The organism is Chryseobacterium sp. CS2K3 (genome assembly GCF_059515185.1).
In genome coordinates this window covers 234,822-258,629 of record NZ_JCAKRW010000003.1, presented here as the reverse complement: position 1 = coordinate 258,629, position 23,808 = coordinate 234,822, and the positions used below count along the sequence as shown (strand labels likewise).

17 protein-coding genes are annotated in these 23,808 nt (G+C 36.8%); 12 read left to right on the top strand and 5 right to left on the bottom strand.

Annotation, left to right across the window (positions count from 1 at the left end):
* Positions 1–72 precede the first annotated feature (72 nt).
* A complete protein-coding gene (locus AC5YGG_RS06490; RefSeq protein ID WP_496143680.1) occupies positions 73–3,201 on the bottom strand; it encodes an FIDD domain-containing protein in 3,129 nt (1,042 codons plus the stop codon).
* 244 nt (positions 3,202–3,445) lie between these two features.
* Entirely contained in the window at positions 3,446–5,716 is a 2,271-nt protein-coding gene (locus AC5YGG_RS06485) for a fibronectin type III domain-containing protein (protein ID WP_496143679.1), read from the bottom strand.
* Between the two features lie 343 nt (positions 5,717–6,059).
* On the opposite strand from AC5YGG_RS06485, the gene AC5YGG_RS06480 reads away from it, so the two are divergent.
* On the top strand, positions 6,060–7,706 hold the full coding sequence (locus AC5YGG_RS06480) for a helix-turn-helix domain-containing protein (protein ID WP_496143678.1): 1,647 nt from the start codon (positions 6,060–6,062) through the stop codon (positions 7,704–7,706).
* On the top strand, positions 7,703–8,830 hold the full coding sequence (locus AC5YGG_RS06475; protein WP_496143676.1) for a hypothetical protein: 1,128 nt from the start codon (positions 7,703–7,705) through the stop codon (positions 8,828–8,830). The genes AC5YGG_RS06480 and AC5YGG_RS06475 overlap by 4 nt, the downstream gene beginning before the upstream one ends.
* 90 nt (positions 8,831–8,920) lie before the next feature.
* Here the strand turns inward: AC5YGG_RS06475 and AC5YGG_RS06470 are convergent, their stop codons facing one another.
* Both AC5YGG_RS06470 and AC5YGG_RS06465 read right to left on the bottom strand, forming a co-directional pair.
* Positions 8,921–10,162 carry an MFS transporter gene (locus AC5YGG_RS06470; RefSeq protein WP_496143675.1) on the bottom strand — a complete coding sequence of 414 codons (1,242 nt, stop codon included), beginning with the start codon at positions 10,160–10,162 and terminating at the stop codon, positions 8,921–8,923.
* A gap of 83 nt (positions 10,163–10,245) precedes the next feature.
* On the bottom strand, positions 10,246–11,085 hold the full coding sequence (locus tag AC5YGG_RS06465) for a helix-turn-helix domain-containing protein (protein WP_496143674.1): 840 nt from the start codon (positions 11,083–11,085) through the stop codon (positions 10,246–10,248).
* A gap of 714 nt (positions 11,086–11,799) precedes the next feature.
* Between AC5YGG_RS06465 and AC5YGG_RS06460 the strand changes: the two genes are divergently transcribed.
* The 5 genes from AC5YGG_RS06460 (at position 11,800) to AC5YGG_RS06440 (ending at position 19,314) form a co-directional block, all read left to right on the top strand.
* Entirely contained in the window at positions 11,800–12,321 is a 522-nt protein-coding gene (locus AC5YGG_RS06460; RefSeq protein ID WP_496143672.1) for an RNA polymerase sigma factor, read from the top strand.
* 152 nt (positions 12,322–12,473) lie between these two features.
* Positions 12,474–13,739, top strand: a complete 1,266-nt coding sequence (locus tag AC5YGG_RS06455) for a histidine phosphatase family protein (RefSeq protein ID WP_496143671.1) — start codon at positions 12,474–12,476, stop codon at positions 13,737–13,739.
* A gap of 51 nt (positions 13,740–13,790) precedes the next feature.
* Positions 13,791–14,621 (top strand): FecR family protein, encoded by an 831-nt coding sequence (locus tag AC5YGG_RS06450; protein ID WP_496143670.1) that lies wholly within the window; start codon positions 13,791–13,793, stop codon positions 14,619–14,621.
* Between the two features lie 84 nt (positions 14,622–14,705).
* Complete coding sequence (locus AC5YGG_RS06445) at positions 14,706–17,693, top strand: SusC/RagA family TonB-linked outer membrane protein (protein WP_496143669.1); 2,988 nt, start codon at positions 14,706–14,708, stop codon at positions 17,691–17,693.
* Between the two features lie 7 nt (positions 17,694–17,700).
* Positions 17,701–19,314, top strand: a complete 1,614-nt coding sequence (locus tag AC5YGG_RS06440; protein WP_496143668.1) for a RagB/SusD family nutrient uptake outer membrane protein — start codon at positions 17,701–17,703, stop codon at positions 19,312–19,314.
* A gap of 435 nt (positions 19,315–19,749) precedes the next feature.
* Here the strand turns inward: AC5YGG_RS06440 and AC5YGG_RS06435 are convergent, their stop codons facing one another.
* A complete protein-coding gene (locus AC5YGG_RS06435; RefSeq protein ID WP_496143667.1) occupies positions 19,750–20,676 on the bottom strand; it encodes a Dyp-type peroxidase in 927 nt (308 codons plus the stop codon).
* A 168-nt stretch (positions 20,677–20,844) separates the two neighbouring features.
* On the opposite strand from AC5YGG_RS06435, the gene AC5YGG_RS06430 reads away from it, so the two are divergent.
* From AC5YGG_RS06430 to AC5YGG_RS06410, 5 genes are all read left to right on the top strand, one after another.
* Positions 20,845–21,636, top strand: coding sequence for a sulfite exporter TauE/SafE family protein (locus AC5YGG_RS06430; protein WP_496143666.1), 792 nt, complete (start codon positions 20,845–20,847; stop codon positions 21,634–21,636).
* A gap of 19 nt (positions 21,637–21,655) precedes the next feature.
* Positions 21,656–21,898 carry a MoaD/ThiS family protein gene (locus tag AC5YGG_RS06425; RefSeq protein WP_496143665.1) on the top strand — a complete coding sequence of 81 codons (243 nt, stop codon included), beginning with the start codon at positions 21,656–21,658 and terminating at the stop codon, positions 21,896–21,898.
* A 106-nt stretch (positions 21,899–22,004) separates the two neighbouring features.
* Positions 22,005–22,421, top strand: coding sequence for a molybdenum cofactor biosynthesis protein MoaE (locus AC5YGG_RS06420; protein ID WP_496143664.1), 417 nt, complete (start codon positions 22,005–22,007; stop codon positions 22,419–22,421).
* Positions 22,422–22,468: 47 nt separating this feature from the next.
* Positions 22,469–23,338 (top strand): formate dehydrogenase accessory sulfurtransferase FdhD, encoded by an 870-nt coding sequence (gene fdhD / locus AC5YGG_RS06415; RefSeq protein ID WP_496143663.1) that lies wholly within the window; start codon positions 22,469–22,471, stop codon positions 23,336–23,338.
* Positions 23,339–23,447: 109 nt separating this feature from the next.
* The gene (locus AC5YGG_RS06410; protein ID WP_496143662.1) at positions 23,448–23,798 is read left to right on the top strand and encodes a DUF7009 family protein; all 351 of its coding nucleotides are present in this window, start codon (positions 23,448–23,450) and stop codon (positions 23,796–23,798) included.
* The last annotated feature ends 10 nt before the right edge of the window (positions 23,799–23,808 follow it).

Below are 23,808 nucleotides of genomic sequence, written 5' to 3'. Positions count from 1 at the left end.
AGTTAAGCTTATCTCCGCAAGGTTTCATTTCCCTGCGGATGATAATATTGAGTTGTAGAGTTCAGAAGATTTTTAATTTTTTAATAAAATCCAGCCCGTATATTTGATGATGGCATCCTGTAATTTGGGTTCTTTCCAGGTGATGACATACCAATACGTTCCTGTAAAGACACTCTTGTTTCCGGATTTGCCGTCCCATGTATAGTTATTAAAGCGACTTCCTGTGAAAACATTGTTTCCATATCGGTCATATACCGTGAAGGAAAGGTCCTTTTTGTAGGCAAGGTCTATATAAGATACTGTATCATTGATGTTATCTCCATTGGGCGTAATTGCATTGATGATATTGATAACCGTTAATTCTACTTTTACAGGATCACAATTGTAGCTGTCTTTTACATAAAAGATATTCTGCCCGTTTGGAAGCCCCGTGAATGTATTCGAAGCCTGCCAGTGCACATTGTCAATAGAATATAAATAAGGAGGATTGCCACCGGTTACTGTAAGAGTTGCCTTATTATTATCAATATCAATGTTCGTGATTACCGGATTAGGGGCTACATTTACAGCCACTTCCTGCTTGGTGAAACAATTGTCGTGCTCCAGAATCACAGAATAGATTCCCGGTTTTACAGTGATAGAGGATGTAGTTGCTCCGGTACTCCATTGATAAGACTGATAGCCCGGACCAGCATCAAGAACTGTAGTCGCATCAATACATATAAACTGATCTTTAAGTAAAGAAGACGGACGTGATGGCGTTACAACAAGAGTAACTGCGGCTATGGATGAACACCCCGAAGCATTGACCACTTTTATATATACAGTAGTATTTGACGAAATATACGTTCCCGGATTGACAATACCATTGATTCCTGAAACAGCATCCTGCATGGTTTTGTAATACTCTTTGGTGATTCCGCCTTCATCAGTAACCGTTGCTTGGGTAAGATCAAAACTTCCCTTATTCGGTTCGGTATTAATAGGGCATGAGCTGAGAGTTGCATTCTGGATTACAGGTGCCGGCGTGAATGCTAAACTTATTTTTGCCTGTGCAAAACATCCTTCAGCAGAGGATACTTTTACATATATATCTTTAGGAGCCGGAGAATTATATGCATTAGAAGACATTATTTCGTTCGTTCCGGCAAGAAGATCTGCCTGGGTAGGATAATATTTCTTACTGCTTCCCGCGGGTCCCCCGATATTGACAGAAGTAAGATCAAAAATTCCTGTACCATTATTATTACATGCCTGAAGGGTTGCATTATGAGCTGTGACAGACTGTATCGTTACATTTGTTTTTACCTCTTCACAATCAGAGAACTCTGGGATATTACCACAGAATTTATAAGTAAAAGTATCTGTAGTTGCTCCTGTATTGGCTGTATAAGTTAAAATACCCGTTGCCGGATTGATCGTTAATGTCCCATTGGCAGGCGGAGTGATAATTTGCACACTGCCTGGAGAAGGAGTCTGGGTAGAGCTTGTAAATGTTGGTGTAATCGTTACAGGGGTATTTGCAGAGCAAACCGTCAAAGCTTTTGTAGTATGTGCTGTACAGCTGAACACTTTATAAATTGGAGTTGTTGCAGGCGGGCATGTTCCTCCCACAGAAACAGTTACCGTATAATTTCCGGATTGCGTTGGAGCATAAGTGTTAGAAGTTGCTCCAGAAATAGGATTTCCATTAAAATTCCACTGATAGGAAACATAGCTGTCATCCACTTCCAATACCATATCAGGAATGCATGAGCCATTCTTTTTAGCAATCACCGGAATAGATGAGAACCCCGCAAAGTAACCTCCGTAGCCTACATTTCCGTCTCCTGCCGCAATACCAGCCGTTACCGCTTTTGTTGATTCCACAGTAATATTACCAGTGACATTAGAAAGAGAATAGGAAACCCAGTTTGTATTTCCTGTTACAGGAAAAGGTCCTTGGGAAGGTATCATAGGATTTCCGTTCACCATCACAGTTGCTCCGGCTTCGGTAATAATATTAAGTTTTACAGTCGGAGTAATAGCAGTATAATAAGGAAGAACATTAATCATCCCGATCTCATCAATTTTTTTAGGAAGAAAACAATTCAATGGCGGAATATAATTTGCCCCAATCGTAATCTCACTCATGGTTTGCAGCCCCGCCATCAGCTGATATACATAAGCCTTTTTGGTTGTTCTGATACGCATATTATAATGCCCGGAACTATTCTGATTGACAAATGAAGCCGAGCCTACACGGTAAAACTGCCCTTCATTAAGCGTGATGATCGGGGTGGTATCATTATTAAGATAAACCTGTGTATTATTTTCCGTAGCAGTAATCACGGCTCCTTCCAGATTCTGTGCAATAGGAGCCATCCCTTTAATCAGTACAAATTCATCTCCCAAACGTTCTACAGGAACCGACTGATCCATCAAAATATCCCCGCCATTATTAGAATCAATAATCTGAGCATTAAAATTCCCGTTGGTGACAGAAACTGGTTTGTCAGATTCAATTTTAGCTCCAATAAAACCTGTCTGATTGGCTGTTTCATTTCCTATACCTTCTACAATATAAGACTGCCCTTTGTTCAGCGTAAAAGTCATTGTCGGATTTGTAGCTCCGGTAGTGCCGTTAGAAAACTTTACAGAAGAATTATAATTCGAAATTGTGACAGATGTATTATCTTCAGTAGCTAAAATTCCACACGTAAAGTTATTATTTGAAGCTAAAGTGGCAAGCGGTCCATGTGAAACGTAAAATTTGTTTCCGATTCCGGCTTTACCCTTAGAAGTCAGAATCTCTCCATGATTTTTGGTGGAAAATCTAAATGTACAGAAGAAAGGTTTTTCGCCCTTTACATACAGTCCGCGTCCCGTTGCTCTGAAAATTTCAGCCTGCGATCCGGTGATCATATTATCCATGGGAATATCAAAAGACTGCGGATTTCCCTTGCTGATAGTTACAGCCCCGATTAAAGTATTGTTATTGTATATACTTACAGGGAAAGGAATCATAGAATCTGTAGATAAAAACAAAGCCTGTTTATTCGAATCATTAAGTCTGGACATCATTGGAGCAAACCAATGTTCGGTATCTCTTTGCGCAGAAAGTCTGCTGCCCATAAGTACAAGGAGTATAAAGCCAAACAAAAGCCTTTTCAATAATGCAGAACCATATTTTTCCTGATCGTAAATGTGGTTGATAGTCATTGGTTGATATATAATTTAATAGTACAGTATTACTGTTTTGTCATTTTTTTGGTGAATGCAAACTGAATGATCAGACATTCATGAAAATAGGATTGATTGTTAACTTGTTGTCAACCATTCATATCCATTATGAGTAAATGTTTTTCATAAAAATAAGTGTGGAATTTCATTAAAGAGTATTGAAAAACTGCCATAAAAGCGACAGATAGTAGTTCCGTCGCTTTCGTATGACAGTGACAACATATTATTTCTTGACAGCTTTTATTGTTTTAGCTGTTCCGTTCTTAAGAACTATTTTGATCAGATATACCCCTGATGGCAGATCATGTAAAGAAACTGATGCCGAAGGGTTAGCAATCTCTCTTTTCAGTTTACCCGAAAGATCATAAACAGACATCGAAGATACTTCCTTATCAGCTGAAATGTTGATCATATCCGTGAATGGGTTTGGATACACCGTTACCTCCGGCTTTAAAGAAACATCATTCGTTCCCAGAGAACCATTTTCCCAGTTTACATCATCTATAAAATAAGCAGCTTTGGCGCTGGTTGCGTGATCACTGCGAATAGCAAGCCTGGCATTGGCAGGAACTGTATTGGGAATTGTTACCGTATAATAGTTTGCATTATATGAAGTATTCGTTACATCAATCTGCTGAACCAGAACAAATGAAGCTGCATTGGCAGGATCTGTTACATAGCCTACTTTCAGTTTTCCTGTATTTAAAGAACTGTAAGCCTTAAATCTCAATTGGTGAGTTCCCGCATTTACATTATTAAATTCTGGCAGCACGGCAATTGAAATATCACCGTCAGAAATAGATCGTAAGCTGATGTGCCTGTTTCCGGAAGCAGCAGGAGTATTGCCGTCTATATTACAAGAAGCAATGATTCCAACAGTAATTTTCCCCCAGCATGTAGCATTGGTAAGATAGCCTGTATTGTAAGAATCAAAGTTTTCTGATAAAGTTGAGACAGGCGCACATGCCGTAAGTACAGAGGTAATATTACTCCAAGGTCCCTGATTGGTTCCGCTGCATCTTGGTCTTACCCAGATATAATATGTTTTAGCAATATTCAGGTTAGAAATAGCATAAGAAGTCCCCTGAACATTGCTCACAGTTGGAGTTGCGGAAGCTGTAGGAGGAGTGCTGTCCATGCTGTAATAGATGTCATACCCAGCAGGAGACGAAGGTGATGCCGTCCAAGCTAGATCAACAGAGGTACTGGTGATATTGGATGCCGTTACATTACTCACCGGAAGACAACTAGGTTTAGGTTCCCAATATACTTCATCCCAATAGATGTTCACTGCAGGTACGCCACCATGTCTTATAGCAAGCCTGGCATTGGCAGGAACCGTATTAGGAATTACCACACTATATTCATATCCGTCATATACCTTATTGCTGATATTAATTGACTGAATATTAGTAAAGCTGGACTCATCCGTATCATTTGTTACATATCCGATGTCTAATACGCCTGCTGTGCTGCTTACTTTTGCTTTAAATCTTAACCAGTGGCTTCCTGCATTCACATTACTGAATTTTGGTAACACTGCGATTGAAACATTGGAAGCATTAAGAGCACTTTGCGTCACTCCTTTTGAATTATTAACTCCTGAGCTGGTACCAATCGTCATATAACCATTTCCGATTTTATCCCAGCAGTTGGCATTAGTTCCTGTAACATTTTCAAAATTTTCAAACAAAGAATCCATCGGATCACACTTAGTCTTAAAAGTTCCCCTTAAAGACCATGCACTTTTATCAGAACTACTGCAAACTGATCTTGCGTAGGTATAATACGTCGTAAATGAAGACAGCCCGTCAATATTTACTGAGGTTGTAGTACTTGCTCCTGAAGGTGAGGTAGAAGCTGTTGGTGGAGTAGTTGTATTCGTATAATAATACTCATATCCGCTTCCTGGTGTAGTTGCAGGAGCATCCCAGGAGATGGTAGCTGTTGAATTGGAAATATTAGAAGCTGTAAGCGCTGCCGGAGCAAGGCATGTAGGCGCCGGATCCACTTTCAGGCTGAAATCTACAAAACCTCCATAATTATTCGGACCGCACGGGTTTACAGTGCTGCCAAATGAAGTTCCGGATTGTACCCTTATTCTATATACCCCGGGTGCCTGATTAGGCGGAACGAAGAACTGCTCATCAACAGTACTATAAGAAGATGGCTCAATCGGGTTTTCATAGAAATCATCAAAATCTCCGTCTGAATTCCAGTCTATCCACACATAAGACTTAGTACCACTCGTACTATGCTCGAGATGAACATTTACAACACCTCCAGGATAAGAAGTTACCATCTGACCTGAATTATCTACATAAGCCTGATAAGATGCGGCATCATAATATATTGCTCCCTGATCAGAAAAAACAGCGTTCTTCAGATAATTGTTCTGACTTGAAGATCCGGCTGTAGGAGTACAATAGGTTTGGGCACTCAATTGCCAGGATGGAATAAGTAATGCCATCCACAATAGGTATTGCTTTCTCATTTTTATTGTTTATATGTTAAAAGAATTTATCATTGTCAATATTTATTTTTCAGTGAAAATCCTAGGGATATTTTATGATTACCGGGAGGTGAGGTTTGAATATCAGTTACAGATTAAAATATAAAAGCCAGATTCATGATTATTTAATTATAGTCTATTATCTGTATGATTCTTTTCAATGAAACTGCAAATAAGTCTAATATTTTAATCCGTTTAATGCTTGGGACAATATTAACGTTATATTTGCGCTTTGTAAAGAAATAAGCTTGCATATTTCATTGAATTTACAAGAATTAAAAATGTAATTAATTGAAAATTAGCCAATTGTGAAATTTCATTTACAATGATGGAGATAGGTAAGATATTGGGAGAAAGTAATAGAAAAACAAAGGATTTTTGGAAAATAACAGGAAAAAATAATAGGTTGATATTATTTTTAATAGGGTTGTGTCCACTCCTTATGAACGGGCAATCCGGTCCGGATTTTAATATTTTGACGAATAAGGCTTTTCAGAAACTATATCAGAATCCCGAAGACTGTATACGATATTCCCAAAGTCTTCTGATCAGTGAAAAAAATATTGAACATAAAGCCATTCTTCGGAAAACCATATCCTGGGCATATGCGATGCAGGGAAATTATGTACAGGCAGTTAATACTTCCAATCAGAAAGAAGATGACAACCAGGAAATAAAACAATCCCGTTTTTTAAGAGTATTCGGTAACTTTAATCTTGCAGACCAATATCAGAATTTAGGACTGTATGACCAGTCGAGAAATATCATTGCCGGAATTTTAGCAGATCAGGATCTTCTGAACAGTAAAAATGTAAAGGAAAGAATGGCGCTGTCAAAGCTGTACCAGCTTCAGGCAATTAATGACGGTGTTTCCAAAAAGTATAGAGAAGCATTGAAGAACCTTGATATAAGTGATCAGTATTTGGACCATCATAATGAGGAAAATAAGATCACAAGGCAGGAAAATATTATTTTTCGGGCATTGTACCTCATGAGATCCAATAGGCTGGATGACTCTAAAAAACTGCTGGATGAAGTGATTCATGAGATTGAAGATCAGGGAGATTATGTCTTTCTTGCGGCTTTTGCTTATGAAGCCTTATCAAGATATTATTTTTCAAAAGAAGAGTATCATACAGCAATACATTATTTGGAAAAAGGATTTGCCAAGATTGAAGATTTGCCTTACAATGATTTAAAGCTTATTTTTTATGAATTATTTACCGAAAATTATCTTGCCCTGAATGATGGTGAAAAATATTCCCACTACAATAACCTGTATTCTGATTTAAAGAACAAATTGGATTCAAACAGAAAAGAAGGTATACAGTACATTGTTAAGCTACTGGAAATCTATCATAAAAAGAATATTGAGTATCAGAGACAAAACAAATCAATTCATGTAAAAATCATCATCAGCATTACCTTATTCCTTATTTTAGGAACAATGGTCTGTTTTTATTACGAACAGAGAAGAGGAAAGGATTTGAAAAAGCAGCTGGTATTTTTTGAAGGACAAAGAAAAAGGGAAGCTTCTGTATCAATTATTCATGAAGAATCACAGCTAAAACTAAATAAAACTTCAGAAAAAGATCCGGCAAAGATATCTAAAGAAAAAGAAACTGAGATCCTTGAAAAACTGAAAGAGTGGGAACTTACGGATAATTATTTAAACAAAAATATGTCGATTTCCGTTCTTTCTGCTGAAACTGGAATCAATACAAAATACTTATCAGAAGTAATCAATAATAATAAAGGGAAAAATTTTAACGGATATATCAATGAATTAAGGATCAATCATATTGCCTGCCTTTTGAGAACGGATCCAACTTATCTCAATTATAAAGTAAGCTATCTGGCAGAATATACAGGATTCTCCTCACATGGTGCGTTTACCAATGTTTTTAAATCCATTACAGGAATGTCTCCCAATCATTATATTCAGGAAATCATAAAGAATAAAAAATCATGAAACCGTTTATCCAAATTGTCTTTATAATACTTTTAAGCTGCCAAGCCAGTCTTTTTGGGCAAAAGATTTCTGATGATTCTCTGATTAAAAAAGCCAATCAGGAGATCTACAACAATCCTGATAATGCTGTAAAGATTGCCAAAAAACTGCTTCAGAAAGAGAAAGATGTCAATAAATTGGTTAAAATCTATTTAATTCTTTCTACGGCAAGCATCGCTAAACGAGATTTTGATGAATCTCTGAAAAACCTCCTTGTAGCAAGAGAGCTCGTTCAGAAAACCAATAGCCTGAATATCAAAACCAGTGTATTGATTGCCATTGCCATGCAGTATCAGCAAATGGATTTTTACAGCAAAAGCCTTGAAACATTAGATGAGGCAGGAGAGTATCTTGTACAGCTTTCAGACAATGATCCGGACAAGTATTTTGAAACAGCAAGAAGCTTTGCTTTGCGGGGAATGATTCATAAAAGCCAGTTTAATCCGGAAATTGCCCTTCAGGAATTCCTCATCGCTGCCCGAAATTTTGAACGAGTAAAAGAAAAGGAAACTCATTTTAACCAAAGTATTGTGTATTACAATATTGGCTATTGCTATCTTCTTTTAAATCAATTGAATAAAGCAGAAGAAGCCTTCGTGAAATCGTTGGAATTCGCCCGGCTGATCAATGCCAATAGTTTAGAAGCATTTGCATTGAAGGGGATGGCGGAAATGTATAAGAATAAGAAAGAAAATCAGGCTGCAATCGGGCTGCTGATGGAAGCACAAAAACTTTCCCAAAAAATTGGTGATCTCACCCTTAATGAAGGCATCTATAAAGAAATGGCAGAGAATTATCTTGCGATGGGAAACCAACATCTTTATCAGGTGTATAATGGTAAGTTCTTTGAAGTAAGCTTCAAAAGAGAACAGAATGAGTTAAGCTCTATCAATCATGCTATTGATGTTCATAATAAAGAAATGCGAAAGAAAACTAAGGAAATTGCAGATCATTATAATATTCTTATCGCAGTGGTAATGGCAGCCGGTATATTGATCATTGGAATCTTACTTTATATAACCCTTACAATAAAGAAGAAGAATAAACGGTATCATAATGAGATACAAGATCTTATCCGCTCCTGATGTAAAATACATAAAGCGTTTCCGAAAATAAAGATCAATACAAAAAAGCCCCAATATATTGAATATTGGGAACTTGTATGATAATATCATCTAATGAGCTGCCGTTTTCTTTCCAAACCAAAGATGAGCAATCAAAACCAAAAGCGTACATGAGAATCCTGTAAATACTACGCCATCCCATTGGAAGTATTTCCAAGCCTGAGAGGCAAGGTAGCTTCCCAAAGAACCTCCGGCAAAATAACTGAACATATAAACCGTATTCAATCTGTTCGTTGCACCTATATTTAATGCAAAAAAAGAAGATTGATTACTGATATGCATTGATTGCAGCCCAAGATCAATAAGAATTACACCCACAATCAGCCCGATATAAGTATAACCTCCGAAATAAAAGACAATCCAGCTCGCCAGCAGCATCCCTATAGAAACCAGTATGATATGATAAGTAGAAACCTTTGTTGCTATTTTTCCTACCGCAGAAGCCGCAAGAGCACCTACCGCTCCAATAAGTCCGAAAGAACCTGCCACCGCAGAACCCGCATGAAACGGAGCTTCCTCCAAATGAAACACCAAAGTAATCCAGAAAGCACTGAATCCGGCAAATCCCAATGCCCCTCTGAATGCCGAAAGACGAAGAACAGGTTGTGTTTTTGCAAGGTGAATAAGTGAATGCATCAACTGCCCATAATTTCCCTTAAACGTTGGGTGTACATCCGGAAGTTTCACGCTAAGCAATATCATCAATAAAATCATACAGCCTATAGCAATATAATAAATAGCCTTCCATCCCCAGATATCTCCGATAAAACCTGCTGCCACACGGGATAAAAGAATACCCAGAAGCAGCCCGCTCATCACCATACCTATTGAAGAACTACGCTTTTCCGGGACAGAAAGCTCCGCTGTTAAAGGAACAAGCATCTGAGGAACCACAGAACTGAATCCCACCATAAAACTGGCAATATAAAGCAAAGGAAGAGTAGGAGCTAAAACCATTCCCACAAGGGAAGCTATGATCAGCAGAAAGATAGAAAGTATTAATTTTTTTCGCCGTACCATATCTCCCAGAGGAACAATAAAAAGAAGCCCCATTGCAAAACCTACCTGGGTAAGCATGGCAATAATACTGATCGCTGTTTCTGTAACCTGAAAATCTTTCGCCATCAACCCTAAAAGAGGCTGGTTATAATAATTGTTTCCCACTACAATACCTGTTGTGATGGTGATCAGCCAAAGAAGAGATTGGGTAAGAACCGGTTTAGCTTGTGTGGATGCATTCGTCGACTGTTCAATAGTCTTGGCATCAATTGTATTATTATTTGTTGGGATCATCTTATCTGAAATTACTGGCAGCAAAATTAAAAAGAAGCTTACTCAGGAAGATGAAGAATTCGATCCATAAATTGAATAATCCGTCAGTGGTCTCTGAATTGTTTTGGAGTAATGCCTATATGTTGCCTGAAAAAATTGGAAAAATAAGGAGCATCAATAAATCCTAAATCAAAAGCTATCTCTTTGATGGATAGATTTGTAGATTTCAAAAGTCGTTTAGCTTCCAGAAGAGTACGCTGCAGAATAAGCTGGGTTGGAGACGTTTTTAATTGAGCCCTACATATTTTAGTCAGATAACTTGTTGAAATATTCAGCTTTTCCGCGTAAAATGAAATTGATTTCTCTTCCCTGAAAAATTCCTCAATAAGTTCATGGAATTTAACCAGTCTTGCACTGTATTGACTATCCTCACGGCTAGAAAACAGCTTTTTGATTTCTTTGCTTACCGTAGAAATGATCACAGCAGTTCTTGCATGAATGACTTCCGGCAGGAAATCTTTATCATTCAATTCATTCTGAATCGCTTTAAACTCATAAAGCAATGTGTCAAATACAGGTTCAGAGAGAGAAATAACAGGATTCCTCTGATAATAAGCAAGTGAAAACGGAAAATTGGATGAGAACTTTTCAAAATGTTCACGGTCTACCATAAGCTGATATCCAATCGTATGTTCTTCAAGCTTCCAGGTATGAACCTGATTCGGAAACAATACATGAATCTGCCTGTTATCGATTTTATAGGTATTAAAATCAATTGTATGAATTCCTTCAGCCTGCTCAAAAAGCGCCAGTAAAAAGAAATGATGTCTGTGGGGACGTTCAATATGATGAATTCCCTTAAGTTCAGAGTACGAGAAATTCTCATTTCCGGAAAGTTGTTTTGCCCTGAAATCCTGAATATCTATGATAGGAAAAAGTTCCATTTTTTATATTTATAATAATATTGTTTTGTTGCAAAGTCCAATATGGATGAGATCTCATATACTTCAATTCACAACTGCTTTATCAGTAAAGAAATGACAGACTTTATTTAAAAACGTCTTAAATATATAAAAATCAAAATCGAAAATAATATCAGAACTTTTTAGCAGCTTACATTTTCGAAAATAAATACTTTTTATTGAACCAATAGGTCATTTTCTAATGGCAAAGAAATAGGATCCAATGTTTTATTTTAGAAAACTAAAAAATGCAACTCTCTCTGAAGTAGCTTGATAGATATGCATTTGCTTAGAAAGAATCAATGAAATTGATTCCATCCTTTGCCCCCTTGAAAATATGAAATAAAGGGGTAAAAACTTTGCGTTAAATAAAATTACATAATTATCCCACCTTTTAAAACTGGTCCATTCTTTTTAATATTAGGAATATTGATTTTTATGGTGAGGCAGATTATTTTTCTGATTTTATTCAAAATAGACAGAATATCACTTTAAAAGGTTTTATAATAGTAGCTCAAGGCGAGCAGTTAAAAACAAAAATAAAGCACACAATCTGATAAAATTACAATGCTGGATATTTCCTGTCTGCATTTAATAAACTGTTTGTTGGATAATCCGTACTCATATCAGAAATATATAAATTTTTTGAAATTTATTTTTTTATATATTTGAAGAATTACCGTATTTCAAGCTGCTGTGGAACCCCTATTTGAAAAAATATATGATGAATACAAGCATCAGGTCTTTTTTTTCGTGAAAAAATATATTCATGGAAGAGAAGATATTGAGGATGTTGTTCAGGATATTTTTGTTCATTTATGGAAGTACAGACATATTTTGGAGAAAAATAAGGAAGCAATAATATTCAAAACAGCAAAGCAGGAAATTGCCAATTTCTACCGTAAAAATAAACTTTCCTTTTCTGATCTTCAGGAAGATATTCACCTTAAAGTTGTAAAAAATGATGAGGATGAAGAAGAATATCAGCAACAGACAGATAAAATAGAAAAATTACTCCATCAAATGCCCGAAAAAAGTAAGGCATTCTTCCTAAAACATAAAATTGAAGGTCAAAGCTACTCTCAGATTGCCAAAGAAAACAGCATCTCCAAAAATGCTGTGGCAAAGCATGTTAATAAAGTGTTGAATCTTCTAAAAACACATATTAATCTCTTCTTTTCATTATTAATTTTCATAAAAAGCTTTTTTCAGGGTTGACGATTTCAACATCCTTGCGTAATAGTAGATAGAAAGAGTTTTAGAAAAGTAAATACCGTGAACATTTTCTTTTCAGAACAATGTATAATTTCAGTTGCTTCCGTTGTTTGAAATGGAACAGCTGTATTTCAATCGACTAAAAAGAGTTTATAATGAAAAAGACAACACTACTGCTTTTATTTGTATCAGCATTTTTCTCTACCCATGCACAAACCACGAAAGAAGATATTTTTTCTGATATAAAAACAACGGGTGGAGTATATTATGCGTATCCAACACCTTCAGGGAAACAGACTCCTGTGCCATCAGGCTATGAATCATTTTATATTAGTCATTATGGAAGACATGGCTCAAGATGGCTGATCAATGACAAAGATTTCTCAGGAGTAATGCATGTGTTGGAAAAAGCAGCAGATCATAACGCTTTGACGCCGCAAGGACATTCAGCATTAGAAAGATTGAAAAAAATATGGATTCAGGCAGAAGGACATAATGGTGATCTTACAGAACTTGGAGCATTACAGCATAGACAAATCTCCCAGAGAATGTTTAAAAATAACCCTAAAGTTTTTGAAAAAAATGCTGTAGTGACCGCGAAATCAACAGTTGTACCGAGATGTATCATAAGCATGGCTAATTTCGCCAATGAATTGGTTGCTAACAATCCAAAGCTTCAGATAAATATGGAGTCTTCGGATAAATACATGAAATACCTGAATCATCATACCAAAGAATCTATTGATTTCCGTTCAGCAGACAATTTCTGGCAGGAGGAAAAAAGAAAATTCAGGGCAGAAAATATGAAGTCTGAACGATTTATCAAGAACCTGTTCAATAATGATGAGTATATCTATAAAAACGTAAATCCGGAAAGAGTGATTGAAGCATTCTATTGGATTGCCAGCGATATGCAGAATCTGGAAACGGATATTTCTTTCTATGACCTTTTTACCAAAGATGAATTATTCAATATTTATCAGGCAATTAATTATCAGACCTATGTGAATGACGGACCATCACCTTTGAGTAAGGGATTGGTGAAGAATAATTCTATTCCATTGGTAAAAAATATGCTGGATGAGGCGGAAGATTACATCAATAATCATAAAAACGGAGCCTCATTAAGATTCGGGCATGATGGAAATATTACCCCTTTGCTTGCATTGCTGAATATTGAAGGGATGAATAAAGAAGAAACTAACCCGGGAGAAGTTTACAAAGTCTGGAATACATTTCAGGCGGCACCTATGGCTGCCAATTTACAGATGATCTTTTACAGAAATAAAAAGAATGATGTGCTGGTTAAATTTCTTCACAATGAAAATGAAGTTCATATTCCTTTGCAGACCAGTGCTTTTCCATATTACAAATGGAGTGATGTGAAAACATATTTAGAAAAAATTGTTGACTCTCATTAATAATTTTTCTAAAAAAGGTTGACGATTTAATTTTTCTGCGTAATACTAGATATGAATACAATGGAAGACGAAGATTTTAAAAAGAACTGGGAAGAAACCTATCAGGAAAATCAAAAAATTGATTCTCTTACGGATGCCCGTATCAAATCGGGAATTCAAAAAAGGATAAAATCCGGTCAGAGCCTGAGAAAATTCTATTGGGCTGCGTCTGTAGCTGCGGTGATAGGAATTGGAGTATTTCTCTATAATCCGTCTGCAACTACTTCCGTTGTAGAGCAAACTAAAGTTCAAAGTTATACGAGTGCTGATTTTACAGAAAGTATTGATCTTCCGGATGGCAGTCATATCGTTTTGGAACCGCACAGTACGTTGGTATTATCTTCAGATTTTGGAAAAGCTGACAGAAAAATTACTTTCACGGGTAAAGCAACATTTGATATTGCAAAAGATAAATCCAGACCATTCAGAATTAACGCAAAAGATTTTACTGTACAGGTGTTGGGAACAAAATTTTTCTTAGATCAAACCAGTGGAAAAGAAAAGGTTGAACTTTTTGAGGGAAAAGTTAAAGTCGATCACAAAGGAAAGATTACCTATTTGCTGCCCAATCAGTCCTGGAGTAAGAATATTGAAAAACCGGCTCAATTCTATTATGCTGCTGATGCGAGAAGAGATTTCTCATTTGAGGATGAAACACTGAAAAATATTGTTTCAGAGTTGGAACAGGTTTATAATATTAAGATAGATTATCCGAAAGAATACGAAGAAAAGAGAATCAAAGGTTCTTTTTCAGGAAATCTTAATGAGGTCTTAACAGCTATTTGCTATCCATTTAACCTTAAAACAGAAAAAAAATCCGAAAAGGAAATACAACTCAAATAAAATAAAAAAGCACCAATAATGAGGGTTATTGATGCCAATTAACTATTTAACTCGCTAAAGTCTAATAAAGTTAATCCCAAATTTATGAAAAAAACAATAATTTCCGTGATTCTTCTGGTTGCGATGGGACTTCCGGTGGCTTACGGTCAATCCGGGCAGCAGCCACCAACCACACAGGCAAAACAAAAACGGGTGTCCATAGCTAAGGTTTTTGATAAGCTGAGCAAATCATCTAAAGTTCCGTTTTTCTACTCCAGTACAGACTTTAAAGATCTTCTTGTGGATGAAAATGGTATTAATTATTCATCGCTGGAAGCTTCCCTGAAGTATCTCAGGAGTAATTATCCCGTGGAATATGAGATCAAAAACAATACAGTGATGCTTCGCAGAACTTCTGCAAAAGCAATAGTGCCTGCGCGGGCTATTTCTATGGCAAAAGACACTGTTTCTGTAAAAGAAAACAAAATCGATGAGGTAGTTGTGATCGGATATGGAAAAGTAAAAAAATCTGATGCTACAGGATCTCTGACCACAGTAAAAATGGACAGTGAAAATAACGGAAGCCCGGTTTCTGCACAGGATGCATTAACGGGAAAAGCCGCTGGTGTTAATATTACTTCCCCGGGAGGAGCACCAGGTGCCGGTTCTACCATCAGGATCAGGGGAGGATCTTCTTTGTCTGCAAGTAATGATCCGTTGATTATTATTGACGGAATTGCTATTGATAATTCATCTACTACAGGTTCAAGTAATATTCTGGGAATGATCAATCCCAACGATATAGAAACCTATACCGTTCTGAAAGATGCATCTTCCACAGCAATCTACGGGTCGAGAGCGTCTAACGGGGTAATTATTATTACCACAAAAAAGGGAAGCAAGAAAACACGTTATCAATATTCATCCAATACCAAAGTAAGTTATAACCCTAAAATGCTGGATGTACTGAACGGGGATGAATACAGGGCTTACATGAAGAGTCGTTATGCAGATAACGCAGCGGTAATCAACGGAATGGGAACTTTTGACACGAATTGGCAAAAAGAAATATACCGTACTTCTGTAAGTAATGACCAGAACTTCAGTATGACGGGTGCCGTTAAGGATATTCCGTATCGTTTGTCTTTGGGATATACCAATCAGGAAGGAATCATTAAGAAGAATGCTTATGAAAGGATGAACCTGAGTTTAGCCCTGAATCCTTCTTTTTTTGATAAACATTTAAATGTAAACCTTAATTATAAACCCAGTATAGAGAACAACGACTTTATTTCCAATCCGGCGAGCGGTGCAGTAACATTTGATCCTACACGCCCTGTTTTTGATAACTCCTCACCTTATGGACTTGGATATTTCATCTGGTTAAATGCAACGGGAAAACCGGTTCCTCAGGCAGGAACGAATCCCGTGTCAGTTCTTGATCTGAGGAAAGATCAGTCGAAAGTATTCCGACACATTGGAAATATACAGCTTGATTATAAAATTCATGGATTTGAAGATTTAAAATTAAACCTTAACACAGGTTTTGATATCCTGAAAAGTGATGGTGATGTTTTTGTTCCTGATAACGCACCTTTTGCCTGGACTTCTATTGGAAACGACGGACAAGGGCTTGTAGAGAAATATACCCAGAAAAAAAGCAATTTGCAGCTGGATGCTTATGCCAATTATTCCAAAACTTTAGGGAAGCATAAATTCGATGTGATGGGCGGATATTCATGGCAAAGATTCTGGAAAAGCTATAATGATTATCAGGCTAATATTACCGGGGACAAAATTTATAAAAATATTGCACCAAAAACAGAGTATTATCTTGTTTCATTTTACGGACGTTTGAATTACAGCTTCAATGATCGTTATCTTTTTACTGCTACTCTTAGAAATGACGGCTCATCCCGTTTTGCCAAAGATAATCATTGGGGATTATTCCCGTCCGCAGCCTTTGCATGGAAGATCAAGGAAGAAAATTTTTTGAAAGACAGTAATTTCCTTTCCGATCTTAAATTAAGATTGAGCTATGGTAAAACAGGACAGCAGGATATTGGTGGAGATTATGAATGGATGCAGACCTATACTTATAGCCAATCCAACGCCTTATATCAATTGGGAAATCAGTTCTATCAGACGATTCGTCCTAATGGCTACGATCCGAATCTTAAATGGGAAACAACTTCTACTTATAACTTAGGATTGGATTTCGGGATTTTAAGAAACAGAATTTCAGGATCCCTTGAGGTTTATAAAAGAACAACTGATGATCTTCTGAACAAAATCTCAGTAGCGGCAGGTTCTAACCTTACCAATATGATATTTACCAATATTGGTTCTATGGAAAATAAAGGTGTAGAGCTTAGCCTGAATACCATTCCTGTGAAAAGTGGAGACTGGCAATGGAATCTGGATGCGAATTTTACCTTAAACAATTCAAAGATTACGAAATTGACCCTGGTGGATAATCCAAATTACGGAGTACCTATCGGAAATGTTTCAGGGTCTACGGCAGGAACCATTCAGATACATTCCGTAGGGTATTCACCATATACCTTCTATCTGTTTGAGCAGGAATATGATGAAAATAACAGACCTATTGAAGGAAAATATAAGGGCGGTCTGGTAAAAGATAAAAGCCCAATGCCGAAATCCTATCTGGGAATCTCATCAAAGGTGAGCTATAAAGACTGGTATTTTGGATTTAACGGACATGCAAATTTTGGTAATTATGTATACAATAACATTAAATCAAAAGATTACAGATCAAAAATATACCCTGAAAACGGTACTTATTCCAACATATTAAGCTATACGGCAGAACAAGGATTTGAAAATCTACAGCTTTATTCAGACTTCTTCCTTGAAAATGCATCTTTCTTCAGAATGGATAATATGACGTTGGGACGTACTTTCAAAAAGATCAGCGATAAATTTGATCTGGGGGTAAGCTTTTCTGTTCAGAATGCTTTTGTGATTACGAAATACAGCGGTTTAGACCCTGAAGTGTATCTGGGAATCGATAATAATATGTATTCCAGACCGCGTTCTTTCCTTTTTGGATTAAATGTTAACTTTAAATAATTAAACAATGAAACGTTTATATATAATACCTTTTATACTTTTACTTTTCACGGTAAGCTCGTGTATCGGAGATTTGGATACAGAACCCATTGATCCGAATATTGTGACCACAGAGCAGGTATATTCCAAACCTGAAAACTATAAAGGAGTTCTTGCCAAATGTTATGCCGCTTTATGCCTTAGTGGGCAGCAGGGTCCTACCGGAGATCCTGATATGGGGAATTTTGATGAAGGGTACAGCTCATTCATCCGTCTGGCATTCTATGTTCAGGTTCTTACAACTGATGAAGCCATCATGGGATCACAGTCCAACGGATTAAGACAGATGGCAACCAATAGCTGGGATTCCAATACAGCAATCCTGAACGGTTACTATGCAAGATTATATCAGATTATCGGCTATACCAATGAATTCTTAAGACAGACTACAGATGAAAAAATGCAGGAGAGAGGTCATACAAATCCGGATTTTAAGAAAGAAGTGACTTATTTCAGAGCAGAAGCACGTTTCCTGAGAGCGTATTCTTACTGGGTGTTACTGGATACCTTCGGAAATGTACCTTTTGTGACGGATGCCGATAAGCTGGATCCTCAGTTTTTGCCTAAGCAGATCATGTCTAATGATTTATATGCCTATATAGAAAAAGAATTAAAGGAGATTGAAAATATTCTTCCTGTAAACAACGAGTATGGAAGAGTAGATAAAACTGCCGCTGATTTCCTATTGTCAAGGCTTTATCTGAATGCAGAAGTCTATACAAAGTCTGCTCAATGGGCAAAAGCAGCTGAATATGCTGAAAAAGTGATTCAAAGTCACTACAGTTTATCTCCAAAATATCTTTACAACTTCCTTGCAGACAATAATACATCGCCTGAAATCATCTGGTCACTAAACATGGATGGTATAAGATCCAAAACCTATGGCGGAACTACATTCTTCGTATTAGCACAAACCGGAGGGACGATGCTCAATTACCTTAACATGGGTATTGCCGGCGGCTGGGGAAATATCCGTCTGCGTCCAGAATTTGTCAATAAGTTTCAGACTGCCGATCAGAATTTTAATACAACGGATCCTAAGGCATTTACAAAGAATGACAGCAGAGCATTGATTTTTAATGTGGGGCACAAAAAAGAAATTGCGGCTCTTCCGGGAACTTTCCAGGACGGCTATGCCTTTACAAAATGGAGAAATGTAGATAAAAACGGAAATCCGGGTTCAGATGCGGCATATGTAGATACAGATTTTCCGATGTTCCGTCTTTCAGAAGCATATCTTACTGCTGCTGAAGCTTATTTCAGAATCGGAAATACAGCATCTGCCCTTACTCATATCAATATTATCAGAAACAGAGCTTATAACAACGGAAACGGTGCAATTTCCAGTGCAGAACTGAATCTTAATTTCATTCTGGATGAAAGGTCAAGAGAACTTTCATGGGAACTTACCAGAAGAACAGACCTTATCCGTTTCAATAAATTTACCCCTGGTGATTATGTATGGAGCTGGAAAGGAAATACTAAAGATGGGAAAGCGGTAGATACTAAATTCAATATATTTCCAATCCCATCCGCAGATATTACTGCAAATCCTAATTTAACCCAGAACAGTGGTTATTAATCTAATAAAAATAGTGGGGAAATTTTAAACTTTGAGCTCATGAAGTTTTGAAATATCGAGGTTATGCTTGAAGGGTGGTGGTTCTCCCTGTTTCCCGCTTAAGGGTCTTCACAATGAAGACCCTTTTTTATTTTTATTTTTCCCGCAGATCATGTAAACAACGATTAAAAATCATAGTCTGTATAATCCTACACAACATAAACTTACACATAAAAAGAAAAAATTCGTGTATACATGGCAACTAAAATAAACATCTTGTCAGATTATTTTTTATACACATAATTACACAGGCTTACAGATAAAAATTCGTGCATCCGTGGCAATCAAAAAATTTCATCCCAGATAAAATCATCGCCCCTTAAAGCATAATTAATATCAATAATTAGCGCATTTACGCTTTCCAACAAAAGATTTCTATCATAAATCGTTAGGAAGTTAAGAAGAAAAATCATCCAGCATATCCGCGGACGGAACAAAAAACAGAGTTCCCGTTTGAGCAGTGCTGAAATCCAGAATACGGTCATAATTTCCGGGAGGATCACCAATAAACATATTGGTCAGCATCTTTTCTACTGTGCTGAAAGTGCTGGCATAGCAGATAAAATAGGTTCCCATTTCATTCGTAGCTACATTCCCGAAAGGCATATTGTCTCTTACCACTTTAAAATCATCACCTACATTAGCCAGGGCAATATGAGAGTTTTTAGGTTTTACATCATCATCCATTTCAATATCCTGTTCCTTTGATCTGCCGATTACTTTTTCCTGATCTTCAACAGACAGAGATTTCCAGGCATTCATATTATGGATGTATTTCTGTGTAAAAAGATAGCTTCCACCTTGATAGTCAGGATCTGCTTCACTGATGACAGCAAAATGATCCCGGTCTGCTCCATGCGGGTTTTCAGTGCCGTCTACAAATCCTAAGATAGATCTGCTGTCCCAATATCGGAATCCCTGAACCTCTACAACACAATCTGCAATGTCTTTCATAAAATCTGAAATGGTAGAAGCCATATCGTAGGCAAAGCTTTTTTCATCTGCACGAATATGAAAATGAAGATCTCCACGGGTACTTACAGCAGTGTGCTTACTGCCTTTTATTTCTTCAAACCTTTTAAATTCTTTTGGAAGCGGAGTAGGAAGTTGGAGTTGCAGCCATGCTTCATATCCGATACCCATTACGCAGCTTGCCTTTGAATTGGGAAAACGATCAAGAGCTGAGTTGTTAAGGTTAATAATCAGAGCACACATTCTCTGAAACACAGATTTGATCTTAGCTGAGTCTACATTCTGTTTAAAATTCCATACCAGGAAATACGTATTATTATTAGGATAATCGGTGACATTTTGAGAATTCATGCTTTGGGGTGTTTCTTTATTGATATTTTAATTTATTTCTGATGAATCAAATTTAATAAATGATAAGGGGATTACATTACTGTATTCCTGAGATACACAATTTATGATATTTTTTTCACAAATCACAGCATACACTTTTACATTTTTTCACACTAAACAACCTTTAAAATGAGTATTATTGTAACAGCATTAACCTTCATTAAAAACAATATGGGACATTGGGAGATTTTTCTCTTCTTTTTGATAATTGCCCTTGTATATTCCTCGGTAGGATTTGGCGGTGGGTCCAGTTATCTTGCCGTTTTAGCAATGTATAGTCTGCCTTATCAGGAAATACGGTTAACAGCATTGATATGTAATGTAATTGTAGTGGTAGGAGGGGTATATATTTATATTAAAAATAATCAGATTGACTGGAAAAAGGTGCTTCCCATCACCCTCGTCAGTGTTCCCATGGCTTATCTTGGAGCTGTAATGAAGATCAGTCAGGAGACTTTCTTTCTGGTTTTAGGGATTACACTTATCATTGCTGCCCTATTATTATGGGTGAAAACAGATCCTAAAGTTGATGAAAAAGCAGTACAAAATTCAAAAACTTCATTGCTGGGAAACAGTTTTTTAGGAGGTGGAATTGGCTTTTTATCCGGCTTGGTAGGAATTGGTGGCGGAATTTTTCTTTCCCCGCTATTAAACCTGATGAAATGGGATACACCGAGAAAAATTGCAGCAACATCAAGTGTTTTTATACTGGTGAATTCTATATCAGGAATATTCGGACAGCTGTCAAAATTATCTGTAGACATGGATTTTTTTAGAATTTTAAGTCTATGCCTGGCTGTTCTGATCGGTGGACAGATAGGTTCCAGAATGTCCCTGAAATGGAATCCTTTAATCATAAAAAGAATGACGGCTATACTCGTATTGGTAGCAGGTATAAATGTTTTAACAAAATATTGGTAAAATTTACTTTAAAAATAAAATGAAAGTGAAAATATTAGCTTTTGGAATAACGAAAGATATTTTGGGAGCATCAGAAAAAGAATTGGAAACGGCAGAGAACCTGAATGTAGGACAATTAAAGAATTTATTGGAAGAATCCTTTCCCGAACTTAAAAAACTGAAATCCTACTTTATTGCTTTGAATGAAGAATATGCAGAGGATGAACAGATCATTGAAAGTTCAGACGAAATTGCCATTATTCCGCCTGTAAGTGGAGGCTAGATCGATAAACACTCAAAAAACATTCGTGCATTCATGGCAGAAAAAAGAATGTCAGAGTAACGAATTTGCGAATAAAAATACTTTGTAAAATCAGAGTTTAAAAAAAATGATTGACATTAAAATAACCGATAATACATTAAGCATAAATGAATGTCTTACGCTAGCTCAGGATCTAAGCAGTGGAGGCATTGCAACCTTTATCGGAACCGTCCGTAACAGTACTAAAAACAAGCCTGTTGTCCGGCTGGAATATGAATGCTATGTATCTATGGCAACAAAAGAAATAAAGAAAATTGTAGATCAGGCGATTTCCAGATTTTCTGTTCGAAATATAGTTGTACATCATCGTACCGGAATTTTATTTCCTGGTGATGCCGCTGTAATTATTGTTGTAAGTGACGGGCACAGAGAAGCTGTTTTTGATGCCTGCCGCTACATGATTGATACTATAAAACAAACGGTTCCCATTTGGAAGAAAGAAATTTTTGAAGATGGAGAAGAATGGGTTTCTGCCCATCCGTAATTTCAAGAACGAAATTTTGTATATTTACTATACCAGATTATTCAGATATGAAAACCAATATATTAGAAAATAAATCTGTACGGCAGATAGATATTATCAAAGTAAAAGGTGAAGAAAGTTTTCCTTATACAGATGATATTGCAGTAGAAGAACCTTTGGAGATCCGTATTTCTTATGGTAAAGATCCGAAGGAAAGTAAAAATATCTCCGTTACCATGCGTACTCCGGGTAATGATGCAGAACTTGCCGCTGGTTTTCTGTTTACCGAAGGAATCATTTCGGGTTATCATCAGGTCAAAAATATAGACCATCCCCTGGCAGAATGTTCCCGAAACCGAGAGAATATCATTGAAGTAGAGTTAGTTTCTGATTTCATTCCCCAGCTGAAAAACGCAGACCGAAATTTTTATACCACATCAAGTTGTGGAGTATGCGGAAAAGGTTCTATTGAATCCATAAAAACGGTGAGCACCTTTCAGAATATGGACCGTGAACAGCTGGCTATAACATTAGAAACATTATACCGGTTATCTGAAAATTTACAGTCTTTTCAAAGTAATTTCAGCACAACCGGAGGTATTCATGCTTCAGGTATTTTCGATTATAAGGGGAATCTGCTAGCCTTAAGGGAAGATGTGGGAAGACATAATGCTCTCGATAAACTGATAGGACACACGTTATTTACCGGACAGCTTCCATTGAAAGACAATATTTTATTGTTAAGTGGTAGAGCTAGTTTTGAATTAATCCAGAAAGCGGCTATGGCAGGGATTTCCATTGTTGCTGCAATAGGAGCGCCCTCCAGTCTTGCGGTAGATCTGGCTAAAGAGTTTGATATGACGCTGTTAGGATTCCTGAGGGATAATAGGTTTAATATTTATAATGAAAGCCGCTACCATAAAATAATTGGAAAATAAGCACAATAACCACAGAAACCATTCGTGCATTCGTGGCAGAAAAGAAAAAATTACAGCCATAGTTGCGAATAAAAACTGCTGATCTGTGGTGAAAACAGAAATAAAGGATATGAAAATAAGAATAAAAGACAACTCAATAAGATTTCGCCTGACTCAATCTGAAGTTTCAGAGTTAGGACAAAACGGAATTATTTCCAGTTTTACAGAATTTGTAGACAGACCATTCATCTACGCTATAGAAAGAACAGATGACAATCTGTTATCCGCAGCTTTCATTGAGAATAAAATCGTAATGAAAATGCCGGCAGCAATGGTGGAAGAACTTGTATCCACTGATATTGTGGGATTTGACGGGCAGGCAGGACTTGTAAAGCTTTTGGTGGAAAAAGATTTTGTATGTATAGACAATACAATGGAAGACCAAAGCGATAACTACCCGAACCCTAATCTTAAATGTTGATCACTTTACA